This is a genomic window from Streptomyces huasconensis, assembly GCF_021028635.1.
Lineage (GTDB): Bacteria > Actinomycetota > Actinomycetes > Streptomycetales > Streptomycetaceae > Streptomyces > Streptomyces huasconensis.
This window is the reverse complement of record NZ_CP086119.1, coordinates 6,849,208-6,865,569: the sequence shown is the minus strand read 5'-3', so window position 1 is coordinate 6,865,569 and position 16,362 is coordinate 6,849,208. Positions and strand designations below refer to the sequence as shown.

Sequence of the window (16,362 nt, the reverse complement as noted above, 5' to 3'; positions counted from 1 at the left end):
CGACGGCGGTCGGGGCGCACCCCGCAACGCGGTGGGCTACGGGAGCCGCGCGGCGGCCGGGGCGGACTCCTGACCGACGCTCACCGCCAGGTCGCCGTCCGCGAGCGGACGTCCGGTCAGCACCGCGAGGTAGCTGCGGGTGAGGGCGAGGGACTCGATCTCCTTGCTGATGCGGACGAACTCACGTGTCAGCACGGAGTCCAGTTCCGGGCACACCCGTGCCACGTCCACTCCCTCGTGGACGCATTCCAGCAGGAAACGGATGTCCTTGGTGCTCATCCCTCCGTCGAGCAGGAACCTGACGAGCCGCACCCGGGCCACGTCCGCCCGGGTGTAGACGCGGTGTCCGGTGGCGCTGCGTCCCGGCGTGAGCAGGCCCCGGCTCTCGTAGTACCTCAGCAGTCGCTCGCTGACCCCGGTGGTCTCGGCCATCTCACCGATGCGCAGCGTCTCGTCGGACTCCTTGGCGGCCCCCGTCCCCCGGTCCTCCGCGCAGGATGCGGAGGACCGGGGGAGGGGCGGGAGGCCGAGGGTGGCGGCGGACCGGTTCACGACGCGCTCCGTTCGCCCGCATGCGGCCATGGGCGCCGGGGGCATCGTGGGTGCCGCGCCGTGGGGCGGTCACCCTGGAACACGGGCTGCGACATGAGGTGTTTCTCCTTCGTTACGGGCCCCGGTTGCGAAGCCTGTAAACACCAGGCATCTCGGCGGCATTCCGTTCCGGGCGATCACGACCTCATGTGTGAGCACCGCACGCCGCGGGCAGGGAAGGCGACCTCCGTCTCCTCCTCCATCGCGGCGAAGAAGCGCCGTCCTTCGGACGACTGCCGGGACGTGGACCAGGCATACCCCCCGCACGGCGCCATCGCCGTGTGCAGGGCGTGGCGGCCGAGTCCCTGCCCCTGGCAGTGGCTGGCGACGGCGATATTGGCCACGTAGCCGATCCGGCACACATGGCAGACCTGGTATTCGAGGCAGCCGACGAGGTGATGGCCCGCGTCCAGGACGGAGACCGCCTGGGGGCCTGCGGGCAGCACCGGGAGCACATACGCGAAGTGCACCTGTCGATCCACTCGGCCGACCCCCTCCAGAAGCGCGCGACGCCGACGTGCGGGGGCCGGGCACGGCCGGGCACCCTCGGCCATCCAAGACGAAGGAACCCGACGGCGCGGCAGGAAACGGCGCGAGTCCACCCGAATGGCGCAAAGACGTGCCTCGCGCTCGGGCGGCGGTGGCCCGTGCTCCTCGCCTTGTCACCGCTCCGGTCCCGTATGACTGCCGTCCCGGGCACCGGCGATGAAGGGTCCGGCTACCGCCTACGCCGGGGGCCAGAAACCGCCCGCAGCGTCTCGGCACCCCGCCCCGGCTCCCCCGACTCCGCCCCTTCTCCCGGCCCCCCGGCCCGCCACCGGTCCAGCCGCGCCACCACCGGCCCGGCCGTGACACCGTGCAGCACGACCGACACCAGCACCGTGAACGTCACCACCGCCCACAGCTCCCGTGCCGGGACGAAGAAATCCTGCTGCCCCAGCGCGTAGGCGAGGTAGTACAGCGAACCGATCCCGCGGATTCCGTAGCCCGCCACGACCCGGCGCTCCCGGCCCCGCAAGCGGCTCCCCAGCAGTCCGGCCCACCCGGCCAACGGCCGCACGACCAGCAGAAGCAGCAGGCCGGTGACGGCTCCCTGCCAGGTCAGCGGGGCCAGGCCGCCCAGCGCGACGAACGCGCCCAGCAGGAACAGCAGCGCCGCCGTCAGCAGTCGCTCGACCTGTTCCACGAAGTCGTGCAGCACGTTGTGGAAGCCGTGGGCCCGCTCGGCCGCCCTGACCGCGCAGGCGGCCGTGAACACGGCGAGGAAGCCGTAGCCGCCGAGGAGTTCGGTCACCCCGTACGCCAGGAAGGTGGCGCCCAGCGCGACGAACCCTTCCCTGTACTCGGCCAGCCGCAGCGCCGAGGAGCGGGTCCGGAAGAACAGCCAGCCGAGCAGCTTGCCGATGAGCAAGCCGCTCAAGACGCCGACGACACACTTGAACGCCACGTCCTTCGCCGCCCACGGGCCGATCCACTCCGCCGACCAGCCGCTGCCCGCGGCGGCGGCCAGCGCGATCGCGGCGTAGGTGACGGGGAAGGCCAGGCCGTCGTTGAGGCCCGCCTCGCTGGTGAGGGCGAACCGCACCTCGTCCTCGTCGTGCTTGTCCTCGGTGGGCTCCCCCACCCGCACCTCGGAGGCGAGCACCGGATCGGTCGGCGCGAGGACCGCCGCGAGCAACAACGCGGCGGCCGGCGGCCAGCCCAGCAGCCACCACGCCACCACCGCGGTCACCGCGACGGTCAGCAGCATCGTGATGCCCAGCAGCCGCCAGGTCGAGGCCCACAGGCGCCGGCCCACCGGCCGGTTGAGTGCCAGCCCGGCGCCCATCAGGGCGATGATGACGCAGACCTCGGTGACGTGCTCCGTCAGGAGCCGCTGCTCCACCGGGTCGACCTCCGGCAACGGCAGCGGCAACGCGTACACGACGATGCCGCACACCAGGAACACCACCGGCAACGACACGGGCCGCCCGGCCACCACCCGGGGCAGCACCGCCGCGACCAGCGCTCCCACTCCCAGCCACGCGAACACCGCGTCGGCGATGGTCACTGCGCCGCGCTCATGTCGAGGCCGCGGCGTCGCTCCGGATCAACCACGGGTCACCCGGCCTGCGTGACGCCCACCGGCGGTGCGGTGGCGGCGCGGCTGCCACCGGACAGATCCGTCCTGCCGGGTCAGCGGAGCCTGGTGAAGGGGGCGACTCATCGGCACTCCTCAGTTTCGTACGACTGTCGTACGTCTAACCCCGAAAACCACAGGCCACACCGACACCTCCCGCCACAACGATCACCGGCGTCCATGCCCGCGGAGCGGTCAGCGCGCGGCCGGAACCCGCACGGCGGCCAGCACCGGCAGGTGATCCGTGGCCGCGCGCAGATCCTGTTCACGGACCCCGGGGAGCCCCATCGGCACTCCGCAGCCCAGCACCTCCACCTCCGGCGTGGCGAAGACGGCGTCGATGCGCTGGAGCGGATCGCCCAGCCGGGTGGTGTGCTCCCGCCCCCACGGCCGCGTCGCCCAGCCGTCCTGGAGAGCGTCGCTGAGCAGGCCGAACGTACGGCCGTCGGGCCGGTCGTTGAAGTCGCCCCCGACGACGGCGTGTGGCGCTCCGAGGGCGGACAGCCTCTCCAGAAGCAGTTCTCCCTGCGTGTAGCGCTCCTGGTCGTCGATGCTCAGGTGGCAGCTCAGGACGCCGAGCCGGGCCCGGCCGAACCGCAGCACGGCGGTCGAGAAGCCACGCTGATGCAGGCCCGGGGTGCGGGGCAGCAGGATGTCTTCGGTGCTTTCCACGCGGGCGCGGAGCGAGGAGAGGATCATCGGGCCGGAGGCGGTGGCCCCGCCCGAGACGTACACGAGCCCGCTGGTCCGCGCGAGCCGGGCGGCGGCCTTGCGCCAGCGGAAGAACCGGGGCGCCTCCTGGACGCAGACGACGTCGGGCCGGCAGGCCCGGATGACCCGGGCGAGGGCGGCGACGTCGTCCCGCATGGAACGGACGTTGTAGCTGAGCACGCGCACGACCGCGTGCCCGTCGTCTCGGTCCGTCGTGGAATCGGGCAGATTCTGCACGCTGTTCCTCTCTCCCTGCCTCTGCTTGCCTCTGCTTAACCTTTGCTTGCTTTTCTTGCCTCTTCTTGGCTTTTCTTGCCCCTCCTCGCCTCTTCTTGGCTTTTCGTGGCATCACGTCCGTCAGGAGACGTGTGGCACCCGGAACCTGCGCCGGTACTCCGTCGGCGTCGTGTTCAGGCGACGACGGAAGGCCCGTACGAGGGTGTCGGTCGTTCCGAAGCCGCACAGGGACGCGATGCGGTCGAGCGTGGCGTCGGAGGACTCCAGCTCGTGGCGGGCCTTCTCGACGCGCACCGATTCGATGTACGCGTGCGGGGTCGTGCCCAGTTCGTTCTTGAACAGGCGGGTCAGGTGCCGGTCGCTGACGTGCGCGTACGCGGCGAGGTCCACGATGGTGAGCGGCTCGGAGATGTGCCGCAGGATGTGGTGGCGCAGTTCCTCGATGCGGCGGGTGGTGGACACCTGCTCCAGCGGGACGCTGAACTGGCTCTGGCCGCTGGGGCGTTTGAGGTACATCACCAGCTGGCGGGCCACCCGCAGCGCGACGGCTTCGCCGAGGTCGTCGGCGATCAGGGCGAGGGAGAGGTCGAGACAGGCGCTGATCCCGGCGCCGGTCCATACGTCGCCCTCGCGGATGAAGATGGGGTCGGCGTCAACCTCCACCTCCGGGTGGTCGGCGGCCAGTTGCGGTGCGGTCGACCAGTGCGTGGTGGCCCGCTTGCCGTCGAGCAGCCCGGCGGCGGCGAGCAGGTGCGCCCCGACGCACACCGAGGTGATCCGCCGCGTCCGTGCCGCGAGCACCTTCACCCAGTCGACCAGGGCGGGGTCGACGAGGGGGTGGACGCGCCCGTCGTCATCGATCTCCACGGCTCCCGGCACGATGAGGGTGTTGATGCTGCGCTCGGCGGCCGCGCCGAAGGTGAGGTCGGGCAGGACACGGACACCGGCGCCGGTGGTGACCGGGTCCATGGTCTCGGCGGCGAGGACCACGTGGTAGCTGGCGGCGTCCGCGGTCTCCCGGCGGGCCAGCGCGAACACCTCCGGTGGCCCGGTGACGTCGAGCAGGTCCACACCTTCGAAGATCACGATCACGACGAGCCGTTTCGCGGTTTCCGTCACGCTTCCCCCTGGAGTCGCTGCCGCTGTGTCGGCCAACCGTACGTCGGTTTCTGCATGTTAGACGTCATTGTTGACATCGCCGCGGGCTCATAGCGTGGTGGACACAGCCTCCCGGACCGAGAAGGACCGGCATCGGGCTGTGATCTCTCCACGCGATGCAAAGGCGGTACACCCATGTCCAGGACCACGCTGCGCGAGCTGAACGGCTTCGTTCAGGCGCCCGCGAAGCTGGCCGAGTCGACGCTCATCCTGATCGACTTCCAGAACACCTACACCCAGGGCGTGATGGAGCTCGACGGCTGGGAGCAGTCCCTCGACGCCGCCGCGCAGCTGCTGGCCCGGGCCCGCGCCGCCGGCACGAAGGTCGTGCACGTCATCAACGACGGCGGGGAGGGAACTCCGTACGACATCCGGGCGGAGATCGGCCAGATCCACCCGAAGGTCGCCCCTGTCGACGGCGAGCCGGTCGTCGTCAAGGAGGTCCCGAACGCGTTCGTCGGCACCGACCTGGCGAGCCACCTCACGGAGGGCCAGGACGTCGTCATCGCCGGGTGGATGACCCACATGTGTGTCGCGTTCACCGCGCAGGGCGCGTTCCTGAACGGCAACCGCCCCACGGTCGCCGCCGACGCGACCGCCACCCGCTCGCTTCCCGTCGCGGGCACCGACGTCCCCGCCGACCAGGTGCATCAGGGCGCTCTCGCCACCATCGCCGACCTGTACGGGGTCGTCACCGCCTCCCAGAAGGAGATCGTCTGATGAAGCCGCTGCGTTCGCTCGTCGTCCTGGGTGCCACCGCCGTTCTCGCGGCCACCGTGACCGCGTGCGGCGGGGACACCGACGCCGCCACCCGCACCGACCGGAACGACAAGAAGCCGTCGCCGTCCGCCGAGGGGAACGTCGCGAAGGACACCACGACGCTGCGTCAGATCATGAAGCTCGACGAGACGCCGGCGAAGCTGTCCGACGCCACGCTGATCCTCGTCGACTACCAGAACGTCTATACCGGCGGCCCGATGGAACTCGACGGCTGGCGCGAGTCGGTGGACAACACCAAGGCCCTGCTGGCGCGGGCCCGCAAGGCCGACACCCCGGTCATCCACATCGTCGAGAAGGGCTACGACCTCAAGTCGAAGGCCGGGCAGATCATTCCGGCGCTCGAGCCGGCCAAGGGCGAGGCCGTCGTCGAGAAGGCCGTCCCCAACGGCTTCCACGACACGAACCTCGACGCCGAGCTGAAGAAGACCGGCCGCAAGAACGTCATCATCGCCGGGTTCATGACCCACATGTGCACCCTTTTCACCACTGAGGGAGCCGTCTACAACGGGTACAACCCGACCGTGGTGGGCGACGCCTCCGCGACGCGGCCGCTGCCGGTCAAGGGCAACCCCAACGGCATTCCCGCCAAGCAGGTCCACGAGTCCGCGCTCGCCACGATCCAGGACCGCTTCGGCGTCGTGGTCCCCCGGCAGCGCGACATCAAGTAGCTCCGACTTCGGCGGGGGAAGGAACTCCGGTTCCTTCCCCGCCGATGAGCGCAACTACCTGCGCCCCCTGAAAAGCCCCCTCCTCAAAATCCCCCTCCTTCCCCCGATCCCCCCTATCCCCCCAAACCCCCCAACCTCCCGACCCAAAGGTCCCCCCATGAATTCGATCCCCACATCGAAAAAGCGTCAGAAACAGCACAGCAAAACCCAATGGAGAAAACGAAGATGGCTACCCGCAGAGGGTTCATAGGCAGCGCCACCGGTATCGGCACGGCGACCCTGCTCGGCTACTCGGCATCCCCGAGCCACGCGGCCACCGCGGCGGACACCGCGGCCGCGGAAGCGGTCAGCCAGCAGACGGCGCGGTCCTCATTGCTCGCCGTCAACGCCGGAATGCGCGCCAACTACGCCGTTCTGAAGTCAGAGTTGATCAAGCACCTCTCCCCGGTGGTCGTCGTGCAGAACGACGCCAAGGGCGGCCGGTTCACCCTGGTGACCAAGGACGGCCAGCAGTCCGCCAACCCCGTGTCGGAGACGTTCGAGCTGGCCAAGTCCATCGCTCACGTCCCGCTCGGCATCTTCTCCGTGATCGCCCCCTACCTGGCGAACAAGGTGCCGAACCTGCCCAACGCCAACCGCATCGACGCGCACGACCTCGTCATGGTGGCGTTCAACGGCAGCACGTCCACCGCGTGGATCGAGCCGCTGCAGGCGTACGCCGCCAAACTCGCCACGGCCCGCCACCAGCTCGCCTCCGCCAATCTGCCCGCGGCGCTTACCACGTCCTGCGGCAACATCCTCGACGGCGGCCAGAAGTTCATCAGCGCCTCGGTCGCGGCCAAGAAGTTCGACATGGCGTCCTTCGAGACCTTCTCCGCCAGCGTCTACCCCGACATCCGCACCAACATGGAGCACGCCTCGCAGGCCCAGATCAAGGGCGTGCAGGACATCATGAAGACCTGGCGTGCCAAGGTCGGCGAAGAAGCGTGGACCGACCTGTACTGCGTGGTCCTGTCGCAGTGGACGACGAGCGTCCTCAACCAGAACACCATCATCATCAAGGACTGCATGAACGCGGCGAAGGTCGCCACCCACCTGATCGACCTGCCCGGCCTGGAGCCGCCGGCGGACCCGATCTTCACCGCGCTGGACAACCTCGCGCGGATCGTGCAGGACAACATCGCCGCCGAGATGGTGTTCCCGAAGGACACGAAGGTCGCCGACGCGCTGAAGGGCCAGCAGGACCTGCTGTCCGACGAGATCCTCATCCAGCTGGGCAGCAACACGACGACTCCGATGGCCGCGCCCAACTACAACTCGGTCGCCTCGGGCGTGTGCCCGGTCCCGCACTAGCGTCTGCCGAAGGCGGCCCCCGCGGGTGGAGGCGCAGGGTTCCCACTGCTGGGCCCGCGGGGGCCGCTGGGATTACGCGTACCCCGCCGCCCGCCCCATATGTCCCATACAGGGAACCCCGGCTCGAAATCGTCCCTTTATTGGACACCGTTATTGCACACCGAAAAGGGGTGGGCCCAGCCGTTGTCGGCTGGGCCCACCCCTTCATGCGCGTGTTCCTTCACGGCATGCTCGTCACCATCGGTACCAGCGGCCCTTGCGGCCGCCGCTCGCAGCGGGCCGGATGATGAATCCGAGAACCCATACGACCAGCACAATGACGGCGATCCACCACAGAGCCTTCAGGGCGAAACCGGCACCGAAAAGGATGAGGGCGAGCAGAAGAACCAAAAGCAGGGGAACCATGTGTATCAACCTCCTGACCACCGTGTGCTCTTGAGTTCGCCACACAAACGCGGAAGCGTCACGTTTCTTTCACAGAGTGCGGGGAACGCGAGCGCGCCGCGGGTCACCCTTAATGGCCGAGCCCCACGGGCAGGCACCCCCTCGGAAGCCCGACACGCATGGCCGGGTCGGCGCGGGGCAAGCTGACCGTCTGGGAAGTGGAGGATGCCATGACCATGACGGAGCAGCCAGTGGTGCCGAAGGGCGACGTGGCCTGCTGTCCGCGCCACGATGGCCGCGGGCAGGGGCCCGGCGGAGAGGAGCCGGAAGCGGCGCACGAGCGGGTCAACCGCCGCTGGCACGAGTTGCTGCAGGAGACGAGGGTCGCCCAGACGGGCGTGCAGATCCTCTTCGGTTTCCTGCTCAGCGTGGCCTTCACTCCCCTGTTCCGGCAGTTGGAGACGTTCGACCGCGTCACCTACGTCGTCACCGTGGTGCTCGGCGCGACGGCCACCGGAGCCCTGATTGCGCCCGTCTCCCTCCACCGCTTCCTGTCGGGGCAGCGGATGAAGGACGACCTCGTGGAGGTCGCCGGCCGTCTGATGATGTGCGGCATGGTGCTCCTCGCGCTCACCATCGGCTGCACCCTTCTGCTGATCCTCCGGGTCACGGTTCCCGGTGTCCTCGCCGAAGTGCTCGTCGGCGGGGTCATGCTGTGGTTCGGTGTCTGCTGGTTCGCGTTGCCGCTCGCCCTGCGGCGCCGCGCCGCCCGGCGAGACCGTACCGACGACGCGTAACACGTGGCCACGGCGGGTTCGTCACCCACGTTTCTCGCGCAGACGGAGGCAGAGGCATGACGTCGCAGACCGCCGCCGGGCCGACCGGCCGACCGCTCTACGGGTGCATGGGGCTCGGCGGGGCCTGGGACACCACGCCGTACACCGCCTCGGACATCGCGCACGCCGAGGCCGCCGTCGAGGCGGCGCTGGCCATCGGCATCACGGTGTTCGACCACGCGGACATCTACCGGCACGGCAAGTCCGAGGCGGTCTTCGGTGAGCTGCTGGCCCGCGCGCCGGAGCTGCGGAGCCGTGTCACCGTGCAGACCAAGTGCGGCATCCGGCAGGCCGCCGACGGTCTGCCCGGCATGTACGACCTGCGGGGGCCGACCATCGTGCGGCGCGTCGAGGAGAGCCTCACCCGGCTGCGGACCGACGTCATCGACGTACTGCTCCTGCACCGGCCCGATCCGCTGGCGGACCCGGCGGAGATCGCGGAGGCGTTCGGCTCGCTGCACGGGCAGGGCCTGGTGCGCCGCTTCGGGGTGTCGAACATGAGCGCCGCGCAGATCGCGCACCTCCAGGCGTACGTCGATGTCCCGCTGGTGGCCAACCAGTTGGAGATGAGCCTCGCCGACCGGGACTGGGTCGAAGCGGGCGTCCTGGTCAACACACCGGCCGCGGCGGCGAACGGCTTCCCGCACGGGACCGTCGAGTACTGCCACGCCCACAAGATCCAGCTCCAGGCCTGGGGCGCCCTCGCGCAGGGCCGCTACACGGGCACGGAGGACTCACCGGTCAGGCGGCTCGTCGCCGACCTCGCCGAGCGCAAGCGGACGACGCCGGAGGCGATCCTGCTGTGGTGGCTCCAACGCCATCCCGCCCGGATCGCGCCGGTCATCGGCTCCAGCCGGCCCGAACGCATCCTCGCCTGCCGCGACGCCGTCAGCCGCGAGCCCGAACTCACCCACGAGGAGTGGTACGAGCTGTGGGTCACCGCCCGGGGCGGCCCCCTGCCCTGACCGCCGGGGCCGCGGGCGTCACGTCTCGCGCAGCGCCTTGGCGAGGACGGAGTCCCCGGCGACCTCGATCCGGCCCTCCCGCACGCCCTGCCCGACGGTGAGTTCGCCGCGGCTCAGCGCGACGCACGTCCCGGCGTCCAGCGCGACGCGTGCGTCCGGCTCGTCCGGCGCGGGTCCGTCGCCGTAGCTCCCGGTGTCGCCGAGGCGTACGTGGAAGTGTCCCTCGTCGAGCCGTACCTCCACCACGCCTTCGAGCCCGGTCCCGGCGAGGCGCCGCAGCAGCGGCAGGGCGAACCAGTGGGCGCGCACCGCGTCCGTGGGCCTGCGTTCCGCCAGGCCGTGCGCGCCCCACCCGGCGAGGGCCTCCAGGACGGGGAGCAGCGCCCGGCCCCGCTCGGTGAGTTCGTAGACGTACGCCGCCGCGGGCGGGGGCAGGCGGCGGCGGGTGGTCAGGCCCTGCTGCTCCATGTCCTTCAGGCGCGAGGCGAGGACGTCGGTGCTGACGCCCGGCAGGTCGGCGTGCAGGTCGGTGTAGCGGCGGGGGCCGACCAGCAGCTCCCGGACGACCAGGAGGGTCCAGCGGTCGCCCACGGCGTCCAGGGCGCGGGCCGCGGCGCAGTACTGGTCGTAGCTTCGGCGAGGTGACATGGGACGCAGTCTAGACAGGTTGTTGGACTTTCCAAGGCGGGACTTGGTAAAACCAAGTAACTCACGTCACGGGAGGCGCACCGCATGGAGTTCCGGCAGTCGAGCAAGCTCAGCGAGGTCTGTTACGAGATCCGGGGCCCCGTCATCGAGCACGCCAACGCGCTGGAGGAGGCGGGCCACAGCGTCCTGCGCCTCAACACCGGCAACCCGGCGCTCTTCGGCTTCGAGGCGCCCGAGGAGATCGTCCAAGACATGATCCGGATGCTCCCCCGCGCGCACGGCTACACCGACTCGCGCGGTGTCCTGTCCGCCCGCCGCGCGGTCGCCCAGCGCTATCAGGCGCTCGGCCTCGACGAGGTCTCCGTGGACGACGTCTTCCTCGGCAACGGCGTCTCCGAACTGGTCACGATGGCCGTGCAGGCGCTTCTTGAGGACGGCGACGAAGTCCTCATCCCCGCGCCGGACTTCCCCCTGTGGACCGCCGTCACCACCCTCTCCGGGGGCAAGGCCGTGCACTACGTGTGCGACGAGTCGGCGGACTGGTACCCCGACCTCGACGACATGGCCGCGAAGATCACGGACCGGACCAAGGCCGTCGTGATCATCAACCCCAACAACCCGACGGGCGCGGTCTATCCGAAGGAGATCCTGGAGGGCATCCTCGATCTCGCGCGACGGCACGGCCTGATGGTCTTCGCCGACGAGATCTACGACCAGATCCTCTACGACGACGCCGTGCATCACAGCGTCGCCGCCCTCGCCCCGGACCTCGTGGTCCTCACCTTCTGCGGCCTGTCCAAGACGTACCGGGTGGCGGGGTTCCGCTCCGGCTGGCTGGTCGTCACCGGGCCGCAGCAGCACGCGAAGAACTACCTGGAGGGGCTCACGATGCTCGCCTCCATGCGGCTGTGCCCCAATGCGCCCGCGCAGTACGCCATTCAGGCCGCGCTCGGCGGGCGGCAGTCCATTCGTGAGCTCACCGCCCCGGGCGGCCGGCTGCACGAGCAGCGGGACCGGGCCTGGGAGAAGCTGAACGAGATCCCCGGGGTCTCCTGCGTCAAGCCGAAGGGCGCGCTGTACGCCTTCCCGCGCCTGGACCCGAAGGTCCACCCGATCCACGACGACGAGAAGTTCGTGCTCGACCTGCTGCTCCAGGAGAAGATCCAGGTCGTGCAGGGCACCGGCTTCAACTGGCCCCGCCCCGACCACTTCCGTATCCTCACCCTCCCCCACGCCGACGACCTCGACGCGGCGATCAGCCGCATCGGCCGCTTCTTGAGCGGCTACCGCCAGTGACCGCACCGACCACCTGAGGAGCACCGTGCCCTTCCGGGGGACCGGTGCGGGCCGTCCGGGTCTGCGGGTGGGGGTGGCTGGGCGCGCAGTTCCCCGCGCCCCTGACGGGGCTTCGGGCCCGTCCAGTGCCTCCTGGGGCGGTGTCGTTTTGGGGGATGGTGGGCGTGATCAATAAGATCCGGCGATGATCACAAGACAACGGCCGGCGGCCTGGGTCATCGCCCTGCTCGCCGCCCTGACCGCCGGGGTCGTCACGGCAGGCCCCGCCGCCGCCGATGACGACGAACCGGCGCGCCCCGACCCCAAGGTCGAGCTGGTGCTCGACGTCAGCGGGTCCATGCGGGCCCGCGACATCGACGGCAAGTCCCGCATGGCCGCGGCCAAGCAGGCGTTCAACGAGGTCCTGGACGCCACCCCGGACGAGGTCGCGCTCGGCATCCGCACCCTCGGCGCCAACTACCGCGGCGACGACCGCAAGACGGGCTGCAAGGACACCGAGCTGCTCTACCCCGTGGAGCGCCTCGACAAGGCGGGCCGCACCGACGCGAAGACCGCCGTGGCGACCCTCGCGCCGACCGGCTGGACCCCGATCGGCCCGACGCTGCTCAAGGCGGCCGACGACCTGACGGACGACACCGCCGAGCGCAGCCGCCGCATCGTACTGATATCCGACGGCGAGGACACCTGCCAGCCGCTCGACCCGTGCGTGGTGGCGCGGGAGATCTCCGCCAAGGGCATCCACCTCACCATCGACACGCTCGGCCTGGTGCCGGACGCCAAGACCCGCGACCAGCTGAGCTGCATCGCGGAGGCCACCGGAGGGACGTACACGTCGATCCGGCACACCGACGAACTCGCGGGCCGCGTCAAGCAGCTGATCGACCGCGCCGCCGATCCGGTGGTCACCCCGGCGGAGGCCAAGGGCGCCGCCCAATGCACCGACGCGCCCCGGCTGAAGTCCGGCCTCTACACCGACCGCGAGAAGTTCGGCGAGCACCGCTGGTACCGCGTGGACGTGCCCGCGGGCAAGGAGCTGCGCGCTTCCGTCAGTGTGTCGGCCGACCGCGCCGTCAACCAGGACTACGGCGTGCTGCTGCGCGCCGAGACGCCGGGCGGACGCGAGATCGTACGCGGCCAGGAGTCCGGTGACGGCCGTACCGACGTCATCTCGACGGGTCTGCGCTACCCGAGGCCGGAAGCGGACGGTATGGACGAGAAGGACAAGTACGGGGCCACCGAGACGGTCTGCCTGCGCGTCAGCAACTCCTTCTCGGCGCCCGCCTCGGTGAAGAAGACGCCGGGCCTGCCGGTCGAGCTCGCCGTCGACCTGGTCGACTCCCCCGACGAGGCCTCGGACGTCGCCTTCTTCGGGCTCGGTCACGGCTGGTGGCTGCTCGGTCTGCTCGTACTCGTCGGCTTCGTCGCCGGTCTGGTCTGGGGCTGGCTCTCGCGCTGGCGCTTCGCGGTCTGGAGGACCAACTGATGGACCGTTCAACGCCTACGACACGTGTATGGGGGCGCGCGGCCCTGCTGGGCGCGGCCGCCCTGCTGGCCTTCCCCGGAGCAGCCGCCGCCGACGGCGACGGTGATGACAAGGGTGACGCCCCGACCGAGGCGGGCACGTCCTTCCGTACCGCCACCCCGATCCGCCCCGACCAGGCGGCCACCGCGGAGGCGTCCACGGGCGACTACCTGTACTGGGCGTTCCCCGTGGACACCGGGCAGCGCGCCACCGTGCACGCCACGGTGAAGCTGCCGGACGCGGCCGCCCGGCACGCGGCCTCCACCTGGCAGGTCGACGTGTACGACGGCCTGCGGCGCCGCCAGGCCTGCCGGCTCGGCACGCCGAAGAGGACGGTGGCGCCGGACGCCGCGTCCGTCTCGCTCTCCTGCACGCTGCGCACCGTGCGGGCCTGGTCGGAGCAGTGGGCGAACGACCCGCTGCCCGGCACCTACTACCTGCGGCTCACGGTCACCGGGCTGAAGGCCGATGACCTGGGCCTGCCGGTGCGGGCCGAGACGAAGGTGACCACCACCGACGCGGGCGGCGCGCAGGCCGTCGACGGGTCGCTCGCGGAGCCGCTGGTGCCGGGCGCGGGCTCGGACCGGCAGCGGCCCGCCGCCGCCACGGAACCGGAGGACGGCTGGTCCTCCGGCTGGTGGTCCTCGCGCTGGCTCTGGACGGCGGCCGGCGGTGTGCTCGCGGCCCTCGCGGGCGTCGGCGGATACGCCCTGACCCGCGGCTCGGGCCGCCCCGCGCGGGTGCCGCAAGGCATGTAGCCGCCTCGGCGGGCCCGCCACGCGGGTGCGCCGCGCGGCGTGGCAGGCTCGGTGGTGGCCGGACCGCACGGTCCGGCCACCACCGGAAGAACAGGAAGGGCGCGACCATGGGCGATCTGCTCCTCGTCCGGCACGGCGAGACGGAGTGGTCCCTCTCGGGGCAGCACACCGGCTGGACGGACATCCCCCTCACGGACAACGGCAGGCGGCAGGCCCGCTCGCTCGCCCCGCTCGTCGGCGGGTTCCGGATCGGGGCGGCGTTCACGAGCCCGCTGCGGCGCTCGCGGGAGACGGCGGAGCTGGTCGGGTTCCCGGACGCGTACGTCGACCCGGATCTGCGCGAGTGGGACTACGGCGGGTACGAGGGCGTGACGACCGTCGAGATCCACCGCACGCGGCCCGACTGGTACCTGTTCACCGACGGCGTCGCGCCCGGCCCGCCGGAGCACCCCGGCGAGAGCCCGGAGCAGGTGGGCGAGCGCGCCGACCGCATGCTGGCCAAGGTGGACGCGGCGCTCGCCAACAACGAGGGCAGCGTGGTCCTCTTCGCCCACAGCCACTTCCTGCGTGTCCTGACGGCGCGTCGGCTGGGCCTGCCCGCGTCGGGCGGCTCGATGTTCCTCCTCGCCACGGGCACGGTGAGCCGGCTGAGCACGGAGCACGGGCGGCCGGTGGTGGCGAGCTGGAACCTGCGGCCGCAGGACGGCGTTCGACAGCCACGCTCTTGATCATCAAGACTGCGCGCATGCGATACGGCGTGAATCTCCTCAACTTCGGTTCCGGCACCACCCCCGACTCCCTCGTGCGGCAGGCGACCGACGCCCGTGAACTCGGCTTCGAGTTCGCGATGATCTCCGACCACATCGCGGTGACCCCGGACGTCCACGAGGTCTATCCGGCGCCGTTCTACGACCAGTTCGTGCTGGCCGCGCATCTCGCGGGGCGCGTGCCGGGGCTGCGGCTCGGCACCACCATCACCGTGATCCCGTACCGGCACCCCTTGCAGACCGCGCGGCTCGCCGCCAACATCGACCGGCTCAACGCCGCCGGGTTCATCCTCGGCGCCGGGGTGGGCTGGTCCGCCGCCGAGTACGAGGTGCTCGGCGTCCCCTTCCGCGAGCGCGGGGCGATCACCGACGAGTACCTCACCGCGATCCGCGCCGCCTGGCGGGAGGACCCGACGTCCTTCCGGGGCACGTACGTCTCGTACGAGGATGTCCGCACCGCCCCGGCCCCCGCGACCGGGCTGCCGGTCTGGGTCGGCGGCAACTCCCCCGCGGCGCAGCGCCGCGCGGCCCGGCTCGGTGAGGCCTGGCATCCGTTCATGCCGACACGGGACGCGCTGGCCGCCGCGCTGCCCCGTATCGCGGCCGAGGCCGAGGCCGCGGGCCGCCCCGTGCCGGACCTCGCGCCGCGGCTCCAGATCCGGATCGGCGAGCGGCCCGACACCTGCGACCGGCCGCTCGGGCACGGCACTGTGGACCAGATCCGGGGCGACCTGGAGACGCTCGCCGAGCTGGGCGCCACGGACGTGCTGCTGGACACCTACCCCGGTGCTCCCGGCGAACGGGCGGGCGCCGACGAGGACCGGCGGGTGCTCGAACTCGTGATGTCAGTGGCACAGGGCACCATCGGTACCAGTTGACCTGACGGTGCCGACGCGGAAGGGGGTGCGTGCGCGGTGAAGCCACCCACGGCCGCGCAGCGACGGATCATCGAGGCGGCGGACCCGGGGACCGGGCGGCTGTCCGGCAGCGAGGCCCAGCTGTCCGGCCTGGTGCGGGCGCGCCTGGCCTTCCGCCATCCCCGGCCCCCGCACGCGTACTTCCTGACGCCCGCGGGCCACCGCCTGCGGGACGAGGCCGCGGCGCGGTCGCGTCCCGCGCCCGCCGTCGCTCCGGCCGAGACGGCGGCGGCCCCCGGCGTCTTCGCCGCGCGGACCGGCACGGAGACGTCCGTGACGGGGAGCGAGGGCCCCGCCCGCGCGCGGGAGGTCCGCAGTGCCTGGGAGGGCCTGGTCGAGCTGCGCCGCATGACGAACCCCGATGGTGCCCGGGACCGCCCCTGCGCGTGGGAGCGCACGCATCTGGTGCAGGCGGCGGCCCTGGCCCTGGAGGCGGCCGGCTGCCTTCCCGCCCGCCCCGGTCCCGGCTTCGTGGAGGGTTACGAGGTGTCGGGCACCCCGCAGCCCGAGGCCGTCGCCGTGCGCGAGCCGTCCCCGGACGGGCTGCGGGCCTGCGCGGCGGCGCTGGAGCGGGCGGGCTGGCAGGTCGGCGAGCACGCCGGGCCGCGTGGCGCCCGCTATCTCCTGGCCTCCCCGAGACGAACATGAACCG

At 71.3% G+C, this 16,362-nt stretch carries 18 protein-coding genes; 11 read left to right on the top strand and 7 right to left on the bottom strand.

Features of this window, described 5'->3' with window-relative positions; genetic code table 11:
• Positions 1 to 36: 36 nt before the first annotated feature.
• The 5 genes from J2N69_RS30630 to J2N69_RS30610 all read right to left on the bottom strand — a co-directional run bounded on the left by J2N69_RS30630 (position 37) and on the right by J2N69_RS30610 (position 4,777).
• Positions 37 to 552 (bottom strand): MerR family transcriptional regulator, encoded by a 516-nt coding sequence (locus J2N69_RS30630; RefSeq protein ID WP_230903590.1) that lies wholly within the window; start codon positions 550 to 552, stop codon positions 37 to 39.
• A 176-nt stretch (positions 553 to 728) separates the two neighbouring features.
• Positions 729 to 1,073: a GNAT family N-acetyltransferase gene (locus tag J2N69_RS30625; RefSeq protein ID WP_230903589.1), complete on the bottom strand. Its 345-nt coding sequence runs from the start codon at positions 1,071 to 1,073 to the stop codon at positions 729 to 731.
• 236 nt (positions 1,074 to 1,309) lie between these two features.
• A complete protein-coding gene (locus tag J2N69_RS30620) occupies positions 1,310 to 2,641 on the bottom strand; it encodes a cation:proton antiporter (protein WP_230903588.1) in 1,332 nt (443 codons plus the stop codon).
• 264 nt (positions 2,642 to 2,905) lie between these two features.
• Entirely contained in the window at positions 2,906 to 3,658 is a 753-nt protein-coding gene (locus J2N69_RS30615) for an endonuclease/exonuclease/phosphatase family protein (protein WP_230903587.1), read from the bottom strand.
• Between the two features lie 120 nt (positions 3,659 to 3,778).
• Complete coding sequence (locus J2N69_RS30610; protein WP_230903586.1) at positions 3,779 to 4,777, bottom strand: GlxA family transcriptional regulator; 999 nt, start codon at positions 4,775 to 4,777, stop codon at positions 3,779 to 3,781.
• Between the two features lie 174 nt (positions 4,778 to 4,951).
• On the opposite strand from J2N69_RS30610, the gene J2N69_RS30605 reads away from it, so the two are divergent.
• The 3 genes from J2N69_RS30605 to J2N69_RS30595 all read left to right on the top strand — a co-directional run bounded on the left by J2N69_RS30605 (position 4,952) and on the right by J2N69_RS30595 (position 7,617).
• Positions 4,952 to 5,536 (top strand): isochorismatase family protein, encoded by a 585-nt coding sequence (locus J2N69_RS30605; RefSeq protein WP_127911725.1) that lies wholly within the window; start codon positions 4,952 to 4,954, stop codon positions 5,534 to 5,536.
• A complete protein-coding gene (locus J2N69_RS30600) occupies positions 5,536 to 6,264 on the top strand; it encodes a cysteine hydrolase family protein (protein ID WP_230903585.1) in 729 nt (242 codons plus the stop codon). The genes J2N69_RS30605 and J2N69_RS30600 overlap by 1 nt, the downstream gene beginning before the upstream one ends.
• Before the next feature lie 225 nt (positions 6,265 to 6,489).
• Complete coding sequence (locus J2N69_RS30595) at positions 6,490 to 7,617, top strand: hypothetical protein (RefSeq protein ID WP_230903584.1); 1,128 nt, start codon at positions 6,490 to 6,492, stop codon at positions 7,615 to 7,617.
• A gap of 234 nt (positions 7,618 to 7,851) precedes the next feature.
• On the opposite strand, the gene J2N69_RS30590 is transcribed toward J2N69_RS30595, so the two are convergent.
• Positions 7,852 to 8,022, bottom strand: a complete 171-nt coding sequence (locus tag J2N69_RS30590; RefSeq protein WP_230903583.1) for a hydrophobic protein — start codon at positions 8,020 to 8,022, stop codon at positions 7,852 to 7,854.
• A gap of 209 nt (positions 8,023 to 8,231) precedes the next feature.
• Between J2N69_RS30590 and J2N69_RS30585 the strand changes: the two genes are divergently transcribed.
• Both J2N69_RS30585 and J2N69_RS30580 read left to right on the top strand, forming a co-directional pair.
• Entirely contained in the window at positions 8,232 to 8,798 is a 567-nt protein-coding gene (locus J2N69_RS30585; RefSeq protein WP_230903582.1) for a DUF6328 family protein, read from the top strand.
• 56 nt (positions 8,799 to 8,854) lie between these two features.
• On the top strand, positions 8,855 to 9,802 hold the full coding sequence (locus J2N69_RS30580) for an aldo/keto reductase (RefSeq protein WP_230903581.1): 948 nt from the start codon (positions 8,855 to 8,857) through the stop codon (positions 9,800 to 9,802).
• A gap of 18 nt (positions 9,803 to 9,820) precedes the next feature.
• On the opposite strand, the gene J2N69_RS30575 is transcribed toward J2N69_RS30580, so the two are convergent.
• Positions 9,821 to 10,450, bottom strand: a complete 630-nt coding sequence (locus J2N69_RS30575) for a winged helix-turn-helix transcriptional regulator (RefSeq protein ID WP_127910494.1) — start codon at positions 10,448 to 10,450, stop codon at positions 9,821 to 9,823.
• A gap of 84 nt (positions 10,451 to 10,534) precedes the next feature.
• Between J2N69_RS30575 and J2N69_RS30570 the strand changes: the two genes are divergently transcribed.
• The 6 genes from J2N69_RS30570 to J2N69_RS30545 all read left to right on the top strand — a co-directional run bounded on the left by J2N69_RS30570 (position 10,535) and on the right by J2N69_RS30545 (position 16,358).
• Positions 10,535 to 11,746: a pyridoxal phosphate-dependent aminotransferase gene (locus tag J2N69_RS30570; protein WP_230903580.1), complete on the top strand. Its 1,212-nt coding sequence runs from the start codon at positions 10,535 to 10,537 to the stop codon at positions 11,744 to 11,746.
• 184 nt (positions 11,747 to 11,930) lie between these two features.
• Positions 11,931 to 13,229: a VWA domain-containing protein gene (locus J2N69_RS30565; protein WP_230903579.1), complete on the top strand. Its 1,299-nt coding sequence runs from the start codon at positions 11,931 to 11,933 to the stop codon at positions 13,227 to 13,229.
• Positions 13,229 to 14,026 carry a hypothetical protein gene (locus J2N69_RS30560; protein WP_230903578.1) on the top strand — a complete coding sequence of 266 codons (798 nt, stop codon included), beginning with the start codon at positions 13,229 to 13,231 and terminating at the stop codon, positions 14,024 to 14,026. Before J2N69_RS30565 ends, J2N69_RS30560 begins: the two co-directional genes overlap by 1 nt.
• Before the next feature lie 107 nt (positions 14,027 to 14,133).
• A complete protein-coding gene (locus J2N69_RS30555; RefSeq protein WP_230903577.1) occupies positions 14,134 to 14,754 on the top strand; it encodes a histidine phosphatase family protein in 621 nt (206 codons plus the stop codon).
• A gap of 17 nt (positions 14,755 to 14,771) precedes the next feature.
• The gene (locus J2N69_RS30550) at positions 14,772 to 15,671 is read left to right on the top strand and encodes a TIGR03619 family F420-dependent LLM class oxidoreductase (RefSeq protein ID WP_230903576.1); all 900 of its coding nucleotides are present in this window, start codon (positions 14,772 to 14,774) and stop codon (positions 15,669 to 15,671) included.
• 36 nt (positions 15,672 to 15,707) lie between these two features.
• Positions 15,708 to 16,358: a hypothetical protein gene (locus J2N69_RS30545; protein ID WP_230903575.1), complete on the top strand. Its 651-nt coding sequence runs from the start codon at positions 15,708 to 15,710 to the stop codon at positions 16,356 to 16,358.
• The last annotated feature ends 4 nt before the right edge of the window (positions 16,359 to 16,362 follow it).

Bases quoted from the DNA above. Each gene is read 5' to 3' on its own strand.
- J2N69_RS30605 (WP_127911725.1), top strand. From the start codon at position 4,952: ATGTCCAGGACCACGCTGCGCGAGCTGAACGGCTTCGTTCAGGCGCCC.
- J2N69_RS30600 (WP_230903585.1), top strand. From the start codon at position 5,536: ATGAAGCCGCTGCGTTCGCTCGTCGTCCTGGGTGCCACCGCCGTTCTC.
- J2N69_RS30595 (WP_230903584.1), top strand. From the start codon at position 6,490: ATGGCTACCCGCAGAGGGTTCATAGGCAGCGCCACCGGTATCGGCACG.
- J2N69_RS30590 (WP_230903583.1), bottom strand. From the start codon at position 8,022: ATGGTTCCCCTGCTTTTGGTTCTTCTGCTCGCCCTCATCCTTTTCGGT.
- J2N69_RS30585 (WP_230903582.1), top strand. From the start codon at position 8,232: ATGACCATGACGGAGCAGCCAGTGGTGCCGAAGGGCGACGTGGCCTGC.
- J2N69_RS30580 (WP_230903581.1), top strand. From the start codon at position 8,855: ATGACGTCGCAGACCGCCGCCGGGCCGACCGGCCGACCGCTCTACGGG.
- J2N69_RS30575 (WP_127910494.1), bottom strand. From the start codon at position 10,450: ATGTCACCTCGCCGAAGCTACGACCAGTACTGCGCCGCGGCCCGCGCC.
- J2N69_RS30570 (WP_230903580.1), top strand. From the start codon at position 10,535: ATGGAGTTCCGGCAGTCGAGCAAGCTCAGCGAGGTCTGTTACGAGATC.
- J2N69_RS30565 (WP_230903579.1), top strand. From the start codon at position 11,931: ATGATCACAAGACAACGGCCGGCGGCCTGGGTCATCGCCCTGCTCGCC.
- J2N69_RS30560 (WP_230903578.1), top strand. From the start codon at position 13,229: ATGGACCGTTCAACGCCTACGACACGTGTATGGGGGCGCGCGGCCCTG.
- J2N69_RS30555 (WP_230903577.1), top strand. From the start codon at position 14,134: ATGGGCGATCTGCTCCTCGTCCGGCACGGCGAGACGGAGTGGTCCCTC.
- J2N69_RS30550 (WP_230903576.1), top strand. From the start codon at position 14,772: ATGCGATACGGCGTGAATCTCCTCAACTTCGGTTCCGGCACCACCCCC.